Annotated in this window: 15 protein-coding genes; 3 read left to right on the top strand and 12 right to left on the bottom strand. The window is 71.7% G+C overall.

Annotation, left to right across the window (positions count from 1 at the left end):
* Positions 1-59: 59 nt before the first annotated feature.
* From ACGF2V_RS27890 to ACGF2V_RS27855, 8 genes are all read right to left on the bottom strand, one after another.
* Entirely contained in the window at positions 60-1,061 is a 1,002-nt protein-coding gene (locus ACGF2V_RS27890) for a proline racemase family protein (RefSeq protein ID WP_362709793.1), read from the bottom strand.
* A gap of 202 nt (positions 1,062-1,263) precedes the next feature.
* Positions 1,264-2,178: a dihydrodipicolinate synthase family protein gene (locus ACGF2V_RS27885; protein WP_362624075.1), complete on the bottom strand. Its 915-nt coding sequence runs from the start codon at positions 2,176-2,178 to the stop codon at positions 1,264-1,266.
* Positions 2,179-2,686: 508 nt separating this feature from the next.
* Positions 2,687-4,168 carry an NAD(P)/FAD-dependent oxidoreductase gene (locus ACGF2V_RS27880; RefSeq protein WP_362709790.1) on the bottom strand — a complete coding sequence of 494 codons (1,482 nt, stop codon included), beginning with the start codon at positions 4,166-4,168 and terminating at the stop codon, positions 2,687-2,689.
* Entirely contained in the window at positions 4,149-4,475 is a 327-nt protein-coding gene (locus tag ACGF2V_RS27875) for a (2Fe-2S)-binding protein (RefSeq protein ID WP_362624081.1), read from the bottom strand. Before ACGF2V_RS27875 ends, ACGF2V_RS27880 begins: the two co-directional genes overlap by 20 nt.
* Positions 4,476-4,605: 130 nt before the next feature.
* A complete protein-coding gene (locus ACGF2V_RS27870; RefSeq protein ID WP_362624084.1) occupies positions 4,606-5,772 on the bottom strand; it encodes an FAD-binding oxidoreductase in 1,167 nt (388 codons plus the stop codon).
* Positions 5,773-5,874: 102 nt separating this feature from the next.
* Positions 5,875-7,617 carry a pyruvate dehydrogenase gene (locus ACGF2V_RS27865; protein WP_362709787.1) on the bottom strand — a complete coding sequence of 581 codons (1,743 nt, stop codon included), beginning with the start codon at positions 7,615-7,617 and terminating at the stop codon, positions 5,875-5,877.
* A 65-nt stretch (positions 7,618-7,682) separates the two neighbouring features.
* Positions 7,683-9,326, bottom strand: a complete 1,644-nt coding sequence (locus ACGF2V_RS27860; RefSeq protein ID WP_362709784.1) for a protein phosphatase 2C domain-containing protein — start codon at positions 9,324-9,326, stop codon at positions 7,683-7,685.
* Between the two features lie 160 nt (positions 9,327-9,486).
* A complete protein-coding gene (locus tag ACGF2V_RS27855; RefSeq protein WP_362709782.1) occupies positions 9,487-13,245 on the bottom strand; it encodes a S8 family serine peptidase in 3,759 nt (1,252 codons plus the stop codon).
* 209 nt (positions 13,246-13,454) lie between these two features.
* Between ACGF2V_RS27855 and ACGF2V_RS27850 the strand changes: the two genes are divergently transcribed.
* Together ACGF2V_RS27850 and ACGF2V_RS27845 are read left to right on the top strand one after the other, a co-directional pair.
* On the top strand, positions 13,455-14,444 hold the full coding sequence (locus ACGF2V_RS27850; protein ID WP_362624095.1) for a helix-turn-helix domain-containing protein: 990 nt from the start codon (positions 13,455-13,457) through the stop codon (positions 14,442-14,444).
* 48 nt (positions 14,445-14,492) lie between these two features.
* A complete protein-coding gene (locus ACGF2V_RS27845; RefSeq protein WP_362624097.1) occupies positions 14,493-14,975 on the top strand; it encodes a DUF456 domain-containing protein in 483 nt (160 codons plus the stop codon).
* A 160-nt stretch (positions 14,976-15,135) separates the two neighbouring features.
* Here ACGF2V_RS27845 and ACGF2V_RS27840 read toward each other — a convergent pair whose 3' ends face one another.
* Both ACGF2V_RS27840 and rsgA read right to left on the bottom strand, forming a co-directional pair.
* The gene (locus ACGF2V_RS27840; RefSeq protein WP_362709779.1) at positions 15,136-16,497 is read right to left on the bottom strand and encodes an AlkA N-terminal domain-containing protein; all 1,362 of its coding nucleotides are present in this window, start codon (positions 16,495-16,497) and stop codon (positions 15,136-15,138) included.
* 72 nt (positions 16,498-16,569) lie between these two features.
* Positions 16,570-17,754 (bottom strand): ribosome small subunit-dependent GTPase A, encoded by a 1,185-nt coding sequence (gene rsgA, locus ACGF2V_RS27835; RefSeq protein ID WP_362624100.1) that lies wholly within the window; start codon positions 17,752-17,754, stop codon positions 16,570-16,572.
* A gap of 376 nt (positions 17,755-18,130) precedes the next feature.
* Between rsgA and ACGF2V_RS27830 the strand changes: the two genes are divergently transcribed.
* On the top strand, positions 18,131-18,631 hold the full coding sequence (locus ACGF2V_RS27830; RefSeq protein ID WP_362624103.1) for a DUF5949 family protein: 501 nt from the start codon (positions 18,131-18,133) through the stop codon (positions 18,629-18,631).
* Between the two features lie 72 nt (positions 18,632-18,703).
* Here the strand turns inward: ACGF2V_RS27830 and ACGF2V_RS27825 are convergent, their stop codons facing one another.
* Complete coding sequence (locus ACGF2V_RS27825; protein WP_362624106.1) at positions 18,704-19,114, bottom strand: rodlin; 411 nt, start codon at positions 19,112-19,114, stop codon at positions 18,704-18,706.
* 112 nt (positions 19,115-19,226) lie between these two features.
* Positions 19,227-19,433 carry a hypothetical protein gene (locus ACGF2V_RS27820; RefSeq protein WP_362624108.1) on the bottom strand — a complete coding sequence of 69 codons (207 nt, stop codon included), beginning with the start codon at positions 19,431-19,433 and terminating at the stop codon, positions 19,227-19,229.
* Between the last annotated feature and the right edge of the window lie 54 nt (positions 19,434-19,487).

Below are 19,487 nucleotides of genomic sequence, written 5' to 3'. Positions count from 1 at the left end.
GCGGGCGCCTCCGAAACGGCCCGGGACACCGCACCGCACGGCCGCCCCGAGCCGCGGCCTCACAGCGCGAATCCCTCGGGGAAGGGATCGGTGGGATCGAGGAAGAACTGCGCGGTGCCGGTGATCCAGGCACGGCCCGTGATCGTCGGGACGAGAGCGGGCAGCCCGCCGACCGCGGTCTCCTCGACCAGCCGCCCGGTGAACGACGTTCCGAGAAAGGACTCGTTCACGAAGTCGGTGTGCAGGGGCAGTTCACCACGCGCGTGCAACTGGGCCATCCGGGCCGAGGTGCCCGTCCCGCACGGCGACCGGTCGAACCAGCCCGGGTGGATCGCCATCGCGTGCCGGGAGTGCCGTGCGTCGGATCCGGGTGCGATGAACTGCACGTGCTTGAGGCCGTTGATGTCCGGGTCCTCGGGGTGGACGGGGCGGTCGGCGGTGTTGACGGCGTCCATCAGGGCGAGTCCCGCCGCCAGGATGTCGTCCTTGCGTTCGCGCTCGAACGGCAGGCCCAGCTCGGACAGTTGGACCATGGCGTAGAAGTTCCCGCCGTAGGCCAGGTCGTAGCGCACCGTCCCGTGTCCGGGCACGTCCACCTTACGGTCGAGGGCGACGCTGAACGCAGGGACGTTGGTCAGCGTGACGGCGGTGGCCGCGCCGTCACGTACCTGGACGTCGACGCTCACGAGTCCCGCCGGTGTGTCCAGCCGCACGGTGGTGACGGGTTCGGTGACCTCGACCATGCCGGTCTCGACCAGAACGGTCGCGACGCCGATGGTGCCGTGGCCGCACATGGGCAACAGCCCCGAGACCTCGATGTAGAGCACGCCGAAGTCCGCGTCGGGCCGGGTAGGCGGCTGGAGGATGGCGCCGCTCATGGCGGCGTGGCCACGTGGTTCGCACATGAGCAGAGTGCGCACGGCGTCCCGGTGCCGCTGGAAGTAGGTCCGTCGCTCGGCCATCGTGGCACCGGGGACGGTGCCGACACCGCCGGTGATGACCCGGGTGGGCATGCCTTCGGTGTGCGAGTCGACCGCGTGGAAGACGTGACGTGTCCGCACGACTCCTCCTTGTTCGTCACGGGTGGAACGGGAAACGCCCGGAAGGGCGGGCGGAAACGGATGTCGTGGAACGCACCCGGCCGGGACGGCCGTGGCCGCACCCGGCCGGGTCGCCGGTGAACCGGGCACGGTCGGGACCGCGATGACCGGACCCTGGGGGTACGGCGACGGCCCGGCCCGTGCCCGGGTGGTACGACGGTGCTCAGCTGTGCCCTGCGGCCAGGGCCTTCTCCGTCGCCGAACGCACGGCCGCCTCGTCGTCCGCGGGGAGCGGGAGGCGCGGCGGACGGGTGCGGCCGCCGTGGCGCCCGGCCACGTCCATGGACGCCTTGATGGCCTGGACGAACTCGGGCTTGGAGTCCCACCGCAGGAGCGAGTGCAGTTCCCGGTACAGCGGCAGCGCCGTCTCCATATCGCCCGCCACGGCGGCGTGGTAGAGCGCGGCGCAACTGGACGGCAGCATGTTCGGGCACCCGGCGATCCAGCCGGTCGCCCCGGCGAGGACCAGTTCCAGCAGCACGTCGTCGGCGCCCACGAGCACGTCGAGCTCCGGCGCCCGTTCGCGGATCTCGTACGCCCTGCGGACGTCGCCGGTGAACTCCTTGACGGCGACGATGCTGCCCTCCTGGTGGATCTCGGCGAGCAGGCGCGGTGTCATGTCCACCTTGGTGTCGTACGGGTTGTTGTACGCGACGATCGGAATCCCCACCTCGGCCACGTGGGCGTAGTGGGCGCGGACGCCCGCCTCCTCGCACCGGTATCCGATGGGCGGCAGGAGCAGTACGGAACCGGCACCCGCCTCGGCCGCCTGCTGCGCCCAGCGCCGTGCCTCCGCGCTGCCGTAGGCGGAGACGCCCGGCATGACCCGGTCGCCGTCGCCCGCCGCCTCCACCGCGACCCGGACCATCCGCTCGCGTTCCTCGTCGGTCAGGGTCTGGTACTCGCCCAGCGATCCGTTGGGCACCACTCCGTCGCAGCCCGCCTCGATCAGCTGACGCACGTGCGTGGCGTAGGCGTCGTAGTCGATCGTGCCGTCGTCGTGCAGGGGAAGCGGGGTGGCGACCATGATCCCCTGCCAGGGGCGGATACGGGCGTGCGGGCGGGTGTTCTGCTGCATCGTGGCTCCTTGGGAGTGGTGACAGGACATGGCAGGCGCGGTGTTACGAAGTGCGTACGGCGGGTGCCGTACGCGGCGCGGGTGCATACCCGCGACGTGCCGGGTTCGGACCGGGCACGTCGGAGCCCGGCCGGGGTGTGCCGGACGCCGCGCGCGCCGGTGGCCGGGAGTTCGCAGGGCCACCTGGTGCTGTGGCCGGAAAGGTGTGCCGGGAGGCTCCATGTCTCCGGCGCGGTGTATCGCAAGGCGGAGGACCGCCCTCGTGCGGACGTACTCGGGGATGCGACACCGCGGCGAGGTGCCGGGCATCGCGAGCCGGCGAACCCTCGCCGGTCGTGGTGCCAGTCCCCACGCGGCCGACGTACGCCCGTCAAGGAGCGCGTCCGGTGCGTGCTCTCGGTGTGCCGGCCGGAAGCCCTCGTACTGAACGTAGGTGGCTTTTCGGCCGGTGCCGCAAGAGGGCGTGCCGGACGACGCTCCTTCCGGGCAAACCTTGCCGGTCACGGCACTAGCCGGGATCGGCCGGTTCGGCGGCGAGTTCGGACAGCTTCACGGGGCAGGCCAGCGGGCGGCGGTCGGGCCCCTCCGGGCATCGACCGGTGACCGGCAGGGCGCTGTGCGCCGCCGCCAGCTCGCGGACGGCGAAGCCGCACGTCCGGCCCTGGCACCAGCCCATTCCGGCACGGGTGAGCAGTTTGACGGTCCGGCCGTCACCGGCGCCGAGTTGCTCGCAGGCGCTACGGATCCGGCCCGCGTCGACCTCCTCGCAACGGCAGACTTCCGTGTCGTCGGTCAGCCACGCGCCCCAGTCCGTTCCCGGCCGGTGCACGGCCCCCATCAGCGCCGCGAAGGCACGCAGGCGCCGCCGGGAGCGGCTCAGAGCGACCGCTTTGCGGGCCTCTTCCCTCCGCATCCCCCCGCGTACTGCGCGAACGACCGACAGGGCGGCCAACTCTCCCTCGGCCAGGGCGAGTTCCACTCCGCCCACTCCGCCGGTCTCGCCTGCGGCCCAGATCCCCGGCACGGTGGTCCGCAGCTGCTCGTCCTGGGCGACCGCGTGCGTGCCGTCGGTGCACACCCGCGTCTCGCAGCCGGTCGCCAGGGCGAGATCCAACTGGGGTACGAGTCCGTGACCCACCGCGAGCGCGTCACAGGCGATGGTGCGGTCGGTTCCGGGTACGGGCCGCCATCGCCGGTCCAAGCGGCTCACGGTCACTTCTTCCACCCGACCCTCGCCGCGTACGCCGGTGACCGCCCGACGGGTCCGCACCGGGACTCCCGCACGGGCCAGCGCCGCCCCGTAGCGGATGCCCTCCGCCAGCTTGCCGGGGTTGGCGGCCACGGCGCGGGGAGCGCGCGCATACGCCACGTACGCCGATGCCTCGATCAGCGCCGGAACGCTCGCACCGGCACGGGTCAGCGACAGGGCAACGGCCTGGAGCAGCGGCCCGCTCCCCGCGACCACGATCCGGCGGCCCGGCAGCACGCCACCGGACTTCAGCATGGCCTGGGCTCCGGCCGCGCCCACCACACCGGGAAGTGTCCAGCCGGGAAAGGGGAGTTGGCGTTCGTACGCACCGGTCGCGAGTACCAGCCGACGGGCCCGGACGGCACGGCGCCGCTCCCCCTCGGCACCGGTGACGGCGTGCAGGATCCAGTCGCCGTCGTCCGCCCGCTCGGCCGTCCACACCTGATGGTCGCAGAGGTGGTCGATCGCCCCGGCGTCCCGGTGCGCCGCGAGCCGTGCGGACAGATCGGTGAACGCGTCCCGTCCGCCGTGGAGTTCTTCGGCGTGGACGGTGCCGGGCCCGCCCTCCCGGCCACGGTAGTACTGCCCGCCGGGCGAGGAGCCCGCGTCCAGGAGGACCACGTCGAGCCCGTGGTCGGCCGCCGTGACGGCCGCGGCGAGACCCGCGGGTCCGGCACCCACCACGGCGAGTTCGGCACGTCCGCCGTCCGGGTACCGGAGGTCACGCGTCGAGTGCGGCATGCCCGTCGCCCTCCTGTGTGGTGATCGCGTCGCCGGGGCGGGCGGGAAGCAGGCACGCGCGCTGGTTGGGCCGCCCGTTGACGGTGGCCAGGCACTCGTAGCAGGCGCCGATGCCGCAGAACGCCCCGCGTGGACGGCCGTTGACCCGGGTGGTGCGCCAGGCGAGGATGCCCGCCGCCCAGAGCGCGGCGGCGATGCTCTGGCCGGGCAGTCCTCGGATCGGCCGCCCGTCGAAGGTCAGCCGGAAGGACGGTCCGGGCTCGGCACCGACGCGTGCGGCCGGTGTACGTGCACGGGTGCGTCTCACTGTTTCCTCCCCTGGGGCACATGGTCCTGATGTGGTGGCACAAAGCTTTCCGGCAAGGTCGCGCGGTGTCCGAGGGGTGCCGGAGCCCGCCCTCCCCCGGACACGGCACACCCCCTCGGACGACGCGTCGTCACGCGGCATCGCACGTGGTGTCGAACCGGTCGGGTGCGAACGGTCCGGGATCGATCGCGGGCCGACGCCCCAGGATCGCGTCGGCGATCAGCGATCCGGTGGCCGGGGCCAGCCCGATTCCGGCTCCCTCGTGGCCGCAGGCGTGGAAGAGTCCCGGCACCCGGGGGTCCGGACCGATGGCCGGCAGATGATCGGGCAGATAGGGGCGAAATCCGTGGTACGCGCGCAGCACCCTGACGTCCGCCAGTACGGGGAACAGCTCGGCCGCCTGGGCGGCCAGCCGGGCGACCACCGGAACGGACAGCGTCCGGTCGAATCCGACACGTTCGCGGCTCGCCCCGATCAGGACGGGCCCCGAGGGCGTTCCCTCGACCACGGGCGAGGTCTGCAAGTCCGCCGACCCGCTCGACACGTCGGCCACGTACTCCGCCGCGTAGACCTTGTGCCGGATCAGCCTCGGCAGCGGTTCGGTGACGAGCACGAAGCCCCTGCGCGGCATGACCGGCAGCTCGACCCCGGCCAGCGCGGCCAGCTCGCCGCCCCAGGTTCCGGCCGCGTTGACGACGACGGGCGCCCGCAGTTCACGTCGCGCGGTGCGCACTCCGCGTACCGCGCCCTCCCGGTCGGCGAGTATCGCGACGACCTCTTCCCCCGGCCACAGAGACGCCCCGGAGCGGGCCGCTTCTCGCATCAACTCCGCCGCTGCGAGGGCTGGTTGGACCTGGGCGTCCTGCGGATAGAGGCAGCCTCCGGCGAGCCCCGGCGCGAGGTGGGGCTCGACCTCGCCGAGCCGGTCGGCCGTGATGTCGTGCGCCTCGACACCGCTGCGCCGCTGCCCGACGGCCGTGGCGGACAGGCCGGCCAAGGAGTCCTCGGACGCCGCGACGACCAGGCCGCCCTTGCGCTCGTACTCGATCGACGGAGGCAGTTCCTGCCCCAGGGTCTGCCACAACCCCGCCGAGTACAGCGCGAGGTCGAGTTCGGGGCCGGGAACCTTGTCGGACACCAGGAGATTGCCCTCGCCGGCTCCGGTGGTGCCTCCGGCGACCGGACCACGGTCGACGACGGCCACCGCCAGTCCGGCGCGGGAGACGTAGTAGGCGCAGGCGGCACCGACCACGCCGGCACCGACGATGACGACATCCAAAGGCTTCCTCGTGAACACGTCAGTAATATGTCACATTGCTTAAGGGGTGCCAAGGGTGCTCACCAAGGCAGTTGATGTCCCGTCGGCCGCCATGACGCGCAGGGCCGCCGAGGGGCACGCTCAAGGGCGAGGGACGTGCCGCAGGTTGGAGCGTGCCATCTGGAGCATCCGGCCGACGCCGCCGTCCAGCACGATCTTGCTGGCGGAGAGCGCGAAGCCGGTCACCATCTCGGCGCTGATCTTCGGCGGGATGGAGAGGGCGTTGGGGTCGGTGACGACGTCGACGAGCGCCGGGCCCTTGTGCTTGAAGGCGTCCTTGAGGGCGCTCTCCAGCTGCCTGGGCTTCTCCACTCGGATGCCGTAGGCCCCGGCCGCGCGGGCGACGGCCGCGAAGTCGGGGTTCTTGTTGTTCGTACCGAACGAGGGCAGGCCGGCGACCAGCATCTCCAGTTCGACCATGCTCAGTGACGAGTTGTTGAACAGGACGACCTTGACCGGCAGGTCGTACTGCACCAGGGTGAGGAAGTCACCCATCAGCATGGCGAACCCGCCGTCGCCTGACATGGACACCACCTGCCGGTTCCGGTCGGTGAACTGGGCCCCGATGGCCTGCGGCAGCGCGTTGGCCATCGAGCCGTGGCTGAACGAACCGATGACGCGGCGCTTGCCGTTGGGCGACAGATAGCGTGCGGCCCAGACGTTGCACATGCCGGTGTCGACGGTGAACACGGCGTCCTCGTCGGCCAGTTCGTCCAGCACCGAGGCGACGTACTCGGGGTGGATCGGCACGTGCTTCTCGACCTTGCGGGTGTACGCCTTGACCACGCCCTCCAGCGCGTCCGCGTGCTTCTTCAGCATCTGGTCGAGGAACTTGCGGTCGGTCTTGGGCTTCACCCTCGGGGTCAGACAGCGCAGCGTCTCGCGCACATCGCCCCAGACCGCGAGGTCCAGCTTGGAACGGCGGCCGAGGTGCTCGGGGCGCACGTCGACCTGGACGATCTTCACATCGTCGGGGAGGAACGCTTGGTACGGGAAGTCGGTGCCGAGCAGGATGAGGAGGTCGCACTCGTTGGTCGCCTCGTAGGCCGCGCCGTAACCGAGCAGCCCGCTCATCCCGACGTCGTACGGGTTGTCGTACTGGATCCACTCCTTGCCGCGCAGCGCGTGCCCGACCGGGGCCTTCACCCGCTCGGCGAACTCCATCACCTCGGCGTGGGCGCCCGCCGTGCCGCTGCCGCAGAACAGCGTCACGCGTTTGGCCTCGTCGACCATGCGGCAGAGCTTCTCGACCTCCTCGTCCCCGGGACGCACCGTCGGCCGCGAGGTGACCAGTGCGTGTTCCACGGTCTTGTCCGGGGCGGGCTGGGAGGCGATGTCCCCCGGCATCGTGACGACGCTGACCCCGCCCCGGCCGATCGCGTGCTGGATGGCCGTCTGGAGCAGCCGCGGCATCTGCCGGGGATTGGAGATCATCTCGTTGTAGTGACTGCACTCCCGGAACAGGAGGTCAGGGTGGGTCTCCTGGAAATAGCCGAGCCCGATCTCGCTCGACGGGATGTGCGAGGCGAGGGCGAGGACGGGGGCCATCGAGCGGTGGGCGTCGTACAGGCCGTTGATGAGGTGCAGGTTGCCGGGGCCGCACGATCCGGCGCAGGCCGCCAGCGAGCCGGTGATCTGGGCCTCCGCACCCGCGGCGAACGCGGCGGTCTCCTCGTGCCGGACCTGGATCCAGTCGATGGCCGAGTTGCGGCGGATGGCGTCGACGACCGGGTTGAGGCTGTCGCCGACGACGCCGTACATATGCCTCACGCCCGCCCGGGCGAGGATGTCGACGAACTGCTCCGCCACGTTCTGCTTCGCCATGGGTACGTACCCTTTCCGCGCTTCGGCTTCCGGACTCCGCATCCATCAACCCATGGCGTGCGCGGTTACGCCTCCCAGACGGCGGCGCTCGTGCGGTCGTCGGAGTAGCCCTTCGCCCTGAGCTGCATGTCCGTGAGGAAGGCCGCGAGCCCCGGTGCCTCGCCACCGGTCCAACGTTCGGCGAGCTTCCCGGCCAGTGCCGGTGCGCCGCGCAGCGGTGCGGCGAGCCCGGGGCTGCACAGCAGCAGCATGTCACCCGATCGGGCTGCCAAGGCCCTGAAGCGGAAGGGCTCGGCGGGGCGGTCGCCGTCGGCGAAAGCCGCTTCCGGGTGGGACGGGTCCCCGCTTGCGGAACTGGCCTGCCCGGCCTCCCTGGTGTTCCCGCCGCGCCCGCTGTTCTCTCCGCTCCCGTTGTTCACGCCGTTATCCCCGAGAGGGCTGTTGTCTGCGCCCTCGAAGTCCCTGCCAAGAACCCCCGCCCGGCCCAGAACCCCCGGTTCGAGGTCCTGCCAGCCGCCGTCGCGCAGCAGGAAGAGCCCACCGGCGCCGACGCCGAAGAAGATCCTCGTACGGCAGTCGGGGTCCGCGGACAGCAGCAGACAGCGCAGCCCCGCCGTGTACTGCTCCGATTCGAGTCCCAGCTCGGCGGCACGGGCGCGCAGCCTGCCGAACCCGCGGTCGGTGAGCCGGCGCAGACCGGATTTCAGCTCGCCGCGCCGTCCGCCCCTTATGTCCTCGGACAGCCGGAGATGGCTGCGGCCGATCGCGCCGCCGATCCAGCGACAGGCGTCGGCCGCCGCCAGGTGCGCCTGATCACAAGCGCGGGCCCCGGTGGCGACGGCCACCAGGACGAGCGCTTCCCGGCCGGTGCCGAAGCGCGCGGTGAGCAGCGCGTCGCGCCGGTGCTCGCCCCGGAACCGCGCAGAGTCCCCGCGCACCGAGGCTGCGCGCAGGGTGTACGTGCCGTACCGGGCCCCGTCGAGCACCGTGTCGGCGGCGACGAGACCGTCCAGTTCCTGAGGGACGGTGAGGGGCAGCGCGGTGGGTTCGGCGTCGTACGTGGGCGGCCGGTCGCTCACGCGGGTACGCGCGGGACGCGGCGCGGCGGGAGCGGGCGCACGCTCGCACTCGGCCTCGCGCCCCCGTTCCTCCGCGTCGGCCCGGGCCTGCGCCGTGAGCCTGCTGCCGGTGTCGACGGACCGGTCGGTGACCGGTCGCCTCGGCAGGGGTGGCGTCGGCGGGGCGAAGGCCGCCGGCGGTTCGGCGGGCGGTGGCGGGGTGGCGGCAGGCGTCGACGGGGTGAGGGCCGCCGGTGGTCCGGTGGGTGTCGGCGGGGTGGTGAACGCGATGAAGGTCCGGGGGCTCGGCGGGCGGGCCGGGGCGGCCCCCGGGGCCGGTGCGTCCTCCTCGGGGGGCTCCCAGGGGGCACGCGCCCGTAACGTCAGAGGCGGCTCCGGCTCCGGCTCCGGCTCCGGCTCCGGCTCCGGGAAGAGCGTCCCGTCGCTCCCTCCGCTCCTCACCGGACCGACCGTCTTCGCCACCGAGTCGAAACGGTCGTCGAGGCTGTCGCCCACGTCTCCTGCGTCACCCGCACCACTCGGGCCGCCCTCGTCGCCCGCGCGGCTCGCCCCGGTGTCCCGTGCGGTCTCGTCGTACAGCCTGCCCCACCAGTCGTCCTCACTGGTGGGCCTCTCCCCCTGCTGGCTCATACCCTTGATTGTCCACCGCACGGGCCGCGCGGCAACGGCGCATCGCGATCACGGCGCATGGCGAAGACGATGCGTCCGGGAACCCATGGCCATGGAAAAGGTCCGCCGGACGGCCCCACCCCCCACGGGAAGGACGCCCGGCGGACCGGTCAGGACGTGATCAGCGCACGGCGTACGCGTCGTTCACGGTCTGGATGACGGAGTTGCCGTTGGCGTCCGTCAGTTCGGTCTTCAGGGTGACCGGCTTGCCGTCCGCGCCCGCGTGGTTCACGGTCGCGGTCCACCGGCCGTCCTGCTGTGCGGTGGTGGCCGCGGTCCAGGTCTCGCCCCCGTCGTACGAGTAGGAGACCTTGGCGGCGACCAGCTTGCCGGGGGCGTAGCCGGCGTGGCCGGTGACGCTCAGGCCGATCGTCTGACCGTCCTTCGCCGGAAGGGACTTGAGCCCGTCGGCGTCGAGGCCGTAGTCCGGGAAGAGCAGCGGGATCCCCTGGGAGTAGACGCTCTCGTCCCGCTCCGAGCGGAACTTCCAGGTGGTCTCGATGCGGGTGGACCGCTTCCACACGGCGGCGGGCTGACCGACCTTCTCGGTGTTCATGGTGAGTTCGTACGCGGCGTCCTCGGCAGGGACGGTGAACACGCCGAACGGATAGTAGGACGTGCCCAGCACCTCACCGCCGCTGGTCAGTCGCATGTTGCCGAGGTCCCCGAAGGACCCCTGGAAACCGGCGTGTTCGCTGTCGCTCCAGAAGCCCGGCGCGACGCCGATCAGGTTGTCCTGCCGCTCGGCGGCGAGCTGGAGCTTGCCCTCGAGGTCACGCGCGGCGGCCGGGACCGGGATTCCCCGGTACCAGTTCTCCGTGCGCTTCATGCCCTTCGTGTAGGTACGGAAGTGGTCGACCATGAACTCGCCCCAGGGGAAGCTGGACGAGAGGAAATGCCTCCAAGCGGTGTCGCCCGCGGAGTAGTACTCGGTGCGCTTGCCGGGAACGGCGACGGTGTCGAAGCCGTTCGTGTAGAGCGCGCCGTACGGCCGGGTGATGTTCATCAGGTCGATGTAGTCGGCCGCGACACCCATCGCCTCGTACGTGGCGGTGGACTTGCCGAGCCTGCTGTCACGGACCTTGTAGGTGCGGTCCGAGGTGACCGGGCCGGTCTCGGGGAAGGCCAGGTTGTAGACGAACGGGCTGGCGGCAGTGGCCTTCCAGCTCAGCTTCACCGGGCCGTCGGCCAGCGCTGCCTTCAGGGCGTCCGCCTCGCTCGCCTCGATGCCGAGCGAGGGCAGCGGCGCCCCACCGGCGCCGACGCGCGGCTGCCAGATGCCCGCGGACGGCCGGTGCGCGATAATCGCCTTCGCACCGGCGGCCTTGGCGTTCAGCGCCTGGGTATGCACGTAGCCGTCGTCGGCGACCTCGACGAGGGCGATCTTGCCCGAGACGTCGGCGGCCTTCAGCTCGTCGGGAGTGCCGGTGCCCGCGTCGACGAGTGCGGCCTCGCCCGTACCGTCGAGGTTGACGGCACCGGTGCTGGCCGTCGTCGGGTGCAGCTCGGTGCCGCCGACGACCGAGAGCTTCTCGATCTGGGGGGCCAGCGCACGCCAGAAGCTGGCGAACTCGAAGTCGCCGTCACTCGCCCTGCCCTGCACGTCGGCCAGGTAGTTCTTGATGAGACCGCTGGCGGTGAGGGAGCCCGAGTGCAGCCAAGTGTCGTCCCAGCTGCGGCCGAAAGACAGCGTCGTGGAGCGGTTCTCGGACTTCCGGTCCTCCGTCTTCACCCGGATCCGGTGGGCCTTGCGTGCGTCCAGGATCAAAGTGGTGTCCTTGGTGACGTTCAGCTGCGGCCTCGCGAGGTAGCCCACGGACTCCAGCATCCTGCCAGTGGCGTCCTTCGTGTCGGGCGTCGTGATGAAGCTGGAGACGAAGTACGCACCGGGGCGCACCCGGTAGACCTGGTCGGTGGCGCCGTTGTTGAAACGGCGTTCGCCGCCGGAGGTGTCGGTGCCGATGAGGTCGACCGAGGAGGGTCCCTTGGCGGGCTTGCCGGCGCGGTCGACGAGCTTGACGCGCAGGGTGACGGTCTCCGGTTCGACGTACATCGAGAAGGGAGTCGAAACCTTCACACCGTCGGGCCCGGTGGCCAGCACGCGCCCGGTGACATCGCCGTACTGGGCGGCCTTCAGCTTCGCGGTCGGGTCGATCTCCAGCGGAACCTCGACGGTGGCTCCGGCCGGAACGGTGACGGTGCTCGCGTCGAGCTCGGCGACGGAAGAACGGACGGCCGAGCCGTCGTTGCCGGTGACACCCTCGACCTTCAGCGACAACTTCACCGGCTTGGGGCCGGAGTTGGTGTAGGGGACGTCGACCGTGGTGCGGTCGGACGTGTGCTGCGGCCAGTTGAATGCGCCGCCCTGGACGGCGGGCGCGCCGACGACGCTGGTGTCGATGGCGGCCTTCACCTCGAGGCGGCCACCGCCGGTCTCTCGTACGTCGCCGGGGATGTCGCTCTTCGCGGACGACACGAGGGACGCCTTGATCTGCTGGGCGGTCCACTCCGGATGACGCTGCTTCACGAGGGCCGCCGCGCCCGCGACATGCGGGGTGGCCATCGACGTACCGGACATCGTCTGGTACGCGTACAGTCCGCGGCCACCGGCCGCTGCCGCCGAGATGGCGACGCCGGGAGCGGCGATCTCGGGCTTGAGGGTGTGCGATCCGGTCACGGGTCCGCGGCTGGAGAACTGCGCCGTGGAGTCGTCGCGGTCGACGGCACCGACGGTCAGCGCGCTCGGGGCGCATCCCGGCGAGGAGACGGTGTTCTGCGCCGGGCCCAGGTTGCCCGCCGCGATGACGAACAAGGTGTCCTTGCTCCGGGAGAGTTCCTCGGCGGCGAGGCTCATCGGGTCGGTGCAGTCGCCGGGCGTCGCGCCGCCGAGGCTCATGGAGACGACATCGGCCTTCTGATCGACGGCCCACTGCATACCGGCGATGACCCAGGACTCGGCACCGGAGCCCGAGTCGTTGAGGACCTTGCCGGCCAGCAGGTCGGCGCCGGGGGCGACGCCCTTCTTCTTGCCGCCGCTGGCCGCGCCGCTGCCGCCCACGGTGGACATGGTGTGGGTGCCGTGACCCTGCCAGTCGTGGGTGGTGTCGGAGTCGGTGAAGTTCTTCGACGCGGCGATCCGGCCCTTGAGGTCGGGGTGTTCGGCGTCGGCACCGGTGTCGAGGACGGCGACCTTGGTGCCCTTGCCGTCGTATCCGGCAGCCCAGGCGAGGTCTGCGCCCACCTGCTTGGTCGACTTGTCAAGGGTGGTCCGAACCTTGCGGTCGAGCCAGAGCTTCTTCAGACCGGAGGCCGATCGGGTGCGGGTGACGTCCGACCAGAAGTCGGCGGCCTTCGCCTTGTCCGCCTTGAGCGCGACGCCGTCGATGGCGTCGAGAGCGATGTGGCGCTTGGCACCGCGCGGGGTGGCGGGCACGGAGCGGGCAGCGTCCTTGCCGTAGACGGCGATCAGTGGCAGCGACTTGGTGCTCGCGTCGTCGTAACCCTGGCGGATCAGCCCGGTGACGTTGAAGAGTTCCTCGTCGACCCTGTCCGAGGCGAGCGCCTTGGTGGCGGTGTCGGGGTAGACGTAGAGATCCTTGCCGGACTGCCTGGTCTGTACGAGCGGCACGGTGCCGTCCTCGCGAGGCAGCGCGGTGGCCGATGCGGCCCCCGAACTGTCCGTGGTCACCAGGACCTTGTCGCCGGTGACCAGGGTTACGGTGACCGGTTTGCCCGCCTTGGCCTCGGCGGCCGCACTGCCGGTCAGCGGTCTCTTCGCAATCGCGTCGTCCTGCGGCGCTGCCGTGGACGGTGCGATCGCGGTGACAGCCAGGACGGCGGCGGTGGCCGCCCCCAGCGCCGTACGCGATATCGGACGCATCGCTCTCCCCAAGTAGAACCGGAACACTTCTGAGCAAACCGCAGCATTCCGGAGGCTGTTGGTACTGCGGTGGCGCCACATTGGCAGAGCGACGGGCGTTGAAGGGATGATGTACACGGCGGGTTTACGCCGTGGCCGCTTTCCGCCACGACCGGGCGCCCGAAGACAGCGACATTGTGCGGAATCGACGCCTCCGGGAGGGGAGCAGGATGCTGGGAGCCATAGGTCTCGACGAGAGACAGGAGTCGACGTACCGCGCGCTCGTGGCGATGGGAGCAGCGGAGGTCTCCGATCTCGCACACCGACTGGCACTTCCCGAGCCGGACACCGAACGGGCGCTGCGCAGGCTGGAGCAACAGGGCCTCGCCGCGCAGTCGTCCGCCCGCACCGGGCGGTGGGTGGCAGCGCCGCCGGGGGTCGCCCTGGGCGCTCTGCTGACCCAGCAGCGCCACGAACTGGAGCAGGCGGAGCTGGCCGCGGCGCTGCTCGCCGAGGAGTACCGGGCGGATGCGGCCGAGCCCGCCGTGCACGATCTGGTCGAGGTGGTGACGGGTGCGAGCGCGGTGGCGCACCGCTTCCACCAGTTGCAGCTGGGCGCGACGAGCGAGGTCTGCGTCCTGGTCACCGGGAATCCGGTCGCCGTCAGCGGCTTGGAGAACAAGTCCGAGGAGCAGGTGGCGACCCGCGGAGTGTCCTACCGGGTGGTGCTCGAACGGGAGGTGCTCGCGCTGCCGTCCGGGATGCTGGAGCTGTCGGCGGCCCTGGGCCGTGACGAGCAGTGCCGGGTCGTCGACCGGGTGCCCACGAAGCTGGTCGTCACCGACGCGACCCTGGCGATGGTGCCGCTGACCGGCCTCGGCGCGGAACCCGCGGCGCTGGTCGTCCACGCCTCCGGGCTGCTGGAGTCGCTGATGGGGCTGTTCGAGGCGGTGTGGCGGGAGGCGATGCCGCTCCGGCTCGGCGGGGGCGGGCGCCCGGAGGAGGTGTCCACCGGGCCCGACGAGACGGACCTGGAGATCCTGTCGCTGCTGCTGGCCGGGCTGACGGACGCGAGCGTGGCGAAGCAGTTGGATCTGGGTTTGCGGACCGTGCAGCGGCGGGTGAAGGGCCTGATGGAACTGACCGGGGTGTCGACCCGGCTCCAGCTTGGCTGGCACGCGTACGAGCGGGGCTGGGTGGCCCGGGAACCCCGGCCCTGACAGGGCCGTGGACGGGCGGGACCGGCCGGACTCCGTCAGGCTGGTCGGATGGGTGTGTGGCAACTCGTCGCCGTCGGCCTGGTCATGTTCCTGGGCCTGGTCGGTGTGCTGGTGCCGGGGGTGCCCGGACAGGCGATCGTCTGGGCCGCGGTGCTGTGGTGGGCGCTGACCGACAGGACGTCGGCGGCCTGGTCCGTGCTCATGGGAGCCACCGCGCTGCTGCTGGTGGACCAGGCCCTGAAACCGTTGCTGCCACCGCGTCGCCCGCACGAGTCGGGTGCACCGCGCAGGACGCTGGTGCTCGGCGGTGTCGGCGCGATCGTGGGTTTCTTCGTCGTGCCGGTGCTGGGCGCGTTCGTGGGCTACGTGGGAACCGTCTACGGGGTGGAGCGGCTGCGGCTCGGCAGTCGTGGCTCGGGGTGGGCGTCGATCCGCTCGGTGATGCGGGCCACGGGCTGGTCCGTGCTCGTCGAACTCTTCGCGTGCCTGCTGGTGACGGGCGCCTGGCTCGGCGTGCTGATCTGGGCATGATCACCCCGACCGCCCCGACCGCCCCGACCGCCCCGACCGCCCCGACCGCCCCGACCGCCCCGACCGCCCCGACGACAACGTCTCCGGCGCCCATCCGGCACGTGCCGCCCCGACTCCGACTCCGACTCCCGGCTCCCGTGCCCCGGGCTCCCTGCTCGGCTCAGGCCACGCCGAGGAGCTCCAGACGACGCACCCCGTACGAACGCCAGGGGCGCCATCCCTCCGCCCCGGGCCCACCGCCCGGGTCCACGTCGGGGTCGCCCAGTGCCCGCATACGGACGAGCGCCGCGGTCCGCGGGCCGATCCCCGGCAACCTCAGCAGCGCCCGCTCCGCCTCCTCGCGCTCGGCCCCGGCGTCGAGCCGTACCTCCCCGTCGGCGAGCGCGGCGGCCAGCGCCCGCAGCGCCGGTTCGTCCACCGCGTCGACCAGCGCGCCCGGCTCGGGAAACACATGGGTGAGCCCGCCGGAGGGAACGTCGAGGACCTTCCCGTACGCCTCCACGAGCCGCTCCGCCCCCGCCACGCCGACCAGCGCCCGGACGGCGAACTCCTCCGGGTCCGCCGCGCCCGGCGAACGCAGCCCCGGACGCGCGGCGACATGTGCCGCGAGCCGCGGATCGGCGCCGAGCCGCTCGTCGACGGCGTACGGATCGGCGTCCAGGTCGAACAGCCGCCGCAGCCGCTGCACCGCCGTCGTCAGGTCGCGCAGGTCCGTGAGATGGATGCGGGCGTCCAGCCAGGGCCCCGCCGACCGCTCGTCGACGCCGACGACGGCCGTGCCGTAGGGCAGACGCAGGGTGCGCCGGTAGGTCCGGGCACCGGGCGCCCCCACGACCTCCTCGATCCGGGCGACCGCCTCGCCGGCCAGGAGGTCGAAGACCTCGCGGGCCGCGTACGGACCCCGGTGCGCGAGCCGCAACGGGATGCCGGTGGTACGCGCCGCCCGTCCCGTCGCCCCGTGCCCCGTCCCGGCCTCGGACCGCAGCGCGCTCGGCGTGCGGGCGTAGATCCGCCGGATCGTGTCGTTGAACTGACGGACGCTGGCGAAGCCGGACGCGAAGGCGATCTCCGTCACGGGAAGCCCGGTCGTCTGGAGCAGCACCCGCGCGGTGTGGGCGCGCTGGGCCCGGGCCAGCGCCTCGGGGCCGGCGCCCAGTTCCGCGTTGAGTTGCCGCTGCACCTGGCGCGCGCTGTAGCCGAGCCGGTGCGCCAGCCCGGGCACGCCCTCCCGGTCGACCACGCCGTCCCCGATCATCCGCATGGCGCGAGCGACGGCGTCGGCCCGTACGTTCCACTCCGCCGAGCCGGGCACGGCGTCCGGGCGACAGCGTCGGCACGCTCGGAAGCCGTGGCCCTGGGCGGCGGCCGCGGTCGGGAAGAAGCGGACGTTCTTCCGTTTCGGGGTGACGGCGGGGCAGCTCGGCCGGCAGTAGATGCCGGTCGTCTCGACGGCGAAGAAGAACTCCCCGTCGAACCGGGCGTCGCGGCTGCTGACCGCCTCGTACCTGGTCGTTTCGTCCATCACACCGCCCAGTGTGCGGCACCTCCCGGCACCGCACCGGCGGTTTTCGGACATGGGACCCGGCGTCGCGCCCTACCGCGTCCTGCCGCGCTTCGCCTGCATGGCAGCCCGCCCCTCGGCCCCTCTGCGCTTCCATTCGCGCAGCATCTCGGACCGCACCCGGGCATCGGTCCTGGCGACGATGCGCCGGTTCTCACGGAGCAGTTTGCGGAAACTGTCGAGGCGTCGGTGGGACAGTGAGCCGTCCTCCAGCGCGGCGAGCACCGCGCAGCCCGGTTCGGACTGGTGGGCGCAGTCGTGGAACCGGCACCGCTCGGCCAGTTCCTCGATCTCGGAGAAGACCTGGCCGACACCGGTCTCCGCGTCCCAGAGCCCGACCCCGCGCAGCCCGGGGGTGTCGATGAGCACGCCACCGAAGGGCAGCACCAGCAGATTGCGCGTCGTGGTGGTGTGCCGGCCCTTGCCGTCGACCTCGCGAGCGGCCTGCACCTCCATCACGTCGCGGCCGAGCAGGGTGTTGGCGAGGGTCGACTTGCCCGCGCCGGACACGCCGAGCAGCACACTCGTGCCGCCCGACACGATCGCGGAGAACACGTCCAGCCCCTCTCCCGTGGTGGAGCTGACGGGAAGCACCTGCACACCGGGCGCGGCGGCCTCGACGTCCTGGACGAGGTGCGACAGCGTCGCGGCGTCCGGCACCAGGTCCGCCTTGGTCAGCACCACGACAGGTTCGACGGCACCGTCCGCGGCGCCCACCCCATCGCGGAGCAGCGCGGTGCCGTCGGTACTGGACATGGCGAGCGCGAGGAAGCGCTCCATCCGCCCCAGGTCGAGTTCCACGGCGAGCGAGACACAGATGGCGATGTGGTCCACGTTGGTGGCGAGCACCTGCCCCTCGGAACGCTGCGACGACGTCGAGCGGACGAAGGCCGTACGCCGCGGCAGCAGCGTCCGTACGAACCGCGGGTCCCCGTCGGCGTCGACGGCGACCCAATCGCCGGTGCAGACGATGCGCATCGGATCACGCGGGACGACGAAGGCGGTGTCGGCCCTGAACGTGCCCTGCGGAGTGACGACGTCGCACTGCCCGCGGTCGACCCGCACCACACGCCCGGGCAGCAGCCCCTGCGCCGCGTACGGGGCGAACGCGGCGGCCCAGCCGTCGTCCCAGCCGTACGGGGACAGCGGATGCGCGGCGGGCCCGTCCGGGGAGGAAGAGGAGGAGAAGGAAGAAGAATCGGAGAACTGGAGGGACAAGGGAAACCCTTCGAAGGGTGGCCCCGGCAACGCGCTCACAGGCGCGCGATGTTGTCGTACGAAGAGGTCAGCCGGCGACCACGGGGGTGGGAACGATGCTTCTGTGGTGGGCAACGCCCATCTCGGCGACAGTCATCAATGTCCTCACCTCCTGGTTCACGCACAAGACCGGCACCGGCGGCGGTCCGCCGCCCGGCGACGCCGCACACGATAGCCCGCGACCACGAGGCGCCGTCAACACGTTTTTCCACCCCGCCCCGTCCTCCCGGAGCCATGACGCAGCTCTGACGGCATTTGTCAGGGATATCCATCGATATCCCTCCATCAGGTGATACACATGCACATCGAACGCTCGTCGGCCGTTATGGTGCCGAGCATGACCTCACCCCAGACGGCCACCCATACGTTCACACAAGCCCAGTTGGGCACGATCTCGCTGATCGGGTGGAGCGGCGAGCACCCCGACGGGGGCCCCGACGCCGCCTTCCTTCTCGTCTATTCACTGGGCGACGGCACGGACGGCCCGGTCACCGGTGAGGCGGCCATGCGAGCGTGCCTGGAGCGCGACGGACTGCCGGTGGGCACCGGACCGGTGTACGCCGCCGAGACGCCGGGGCTTCCGGTGAAGCTGCTCGTCCAGGCCGGCCAGGCGGTCCTGACGCTCCCCCACTTCACCGCGCAGTACCCCGCACCGGCCGAGTGGCTGACGGCGGCCGAGGAGCGCGGCGAAGTGAACGTCATGTTCGCCACCCGCCCGTGGCCCCAGGGGGCGCCGGGCCGGCCGGTCGGCGAGGACGTGCTGCGGTCGTTCGCGGGGGATCCGGACGTCATCATGACCTCGGCCCACTGCGTCCTTCCGGTACGGAGCCTCGGCTGAACCACCCCTGCGTGCGAGATGCCCACCGCCCCCGTGGAGCGGTGGGCATCGTCATGAGCGGAGCCCGGGGCGTCAGTTGTTGGCGACACCGTTGCCGGCGAGAACCGGGATGTTGCTCGGGGTCTGCGACAGCGGCTCGTCTCCCTTGCCCTCGGTGGAGTTGCCGATGCACTGCTGGTCCTGCGGCGAGGACAGCGCGTCGACGCCGTGGGCCGCGACCGGTACGGGCACGCCGGCGAGCGAACCGGCGTCGGCCTTCACCGGCACACCGAGGCAGAGGTTGTTCAGCGAGCCCTGGGCAAGCTGCGTCTGGCGGCTCCAGTCACCGCGGGGCACGGCGTTGCCGAACGCATCCGTGGCGCCATTGCCGCCCACCGACGTGGTGCCCTCGTCATTGCCGACCGCCACGGCCGCAGGGGCAACCGCGGCAGACAGGCCCATGAGGGACACGGCCACGGCTGCGCCGGCCATCATCTTCTTCATCACGCTTCACCTTTCGGAGCGTCCCGTCGTCGAACGCACTGATCGACCCGCTACGGGAGCGGCGGTTCCGCATGAACACCCAAAGGGGATCCATCCTACGTGAGTTCGGGCCTCACAGCTCGCCCGTCGGTGGTTCCTCGGGGGTACGGGCGGCGGGAACGCGGCACCCCGCGCGGGGCCGCGTCCGCCACCCGGGCTGCACCGGCTCCGAACCGCCGCGGGCCGCCCGCCATTCGGCGAGCAACCGGTCGTAGATGGGTGTGGCGTCCTGCGCGTGCCTCTGGCCGCCGTGGGGACGTTGACTGTCGTACTGTTCCATGTCCGGGTCCCTACCCGCTTAGTCGGACGACGTCCGCCGCGGCTACGGCAACCG

The organism is Streptomyces sp. NPDC047982 (assembly GCF_043204165.1).
Lineage (GTDB): Bacteria > Actinomycetota > Actinomycetes > Streptomycetales > Streptomycetaceae > Streptomyces.
This window is presented reverse-complemented; position numbering and strand designations above follow the sequence as displayed.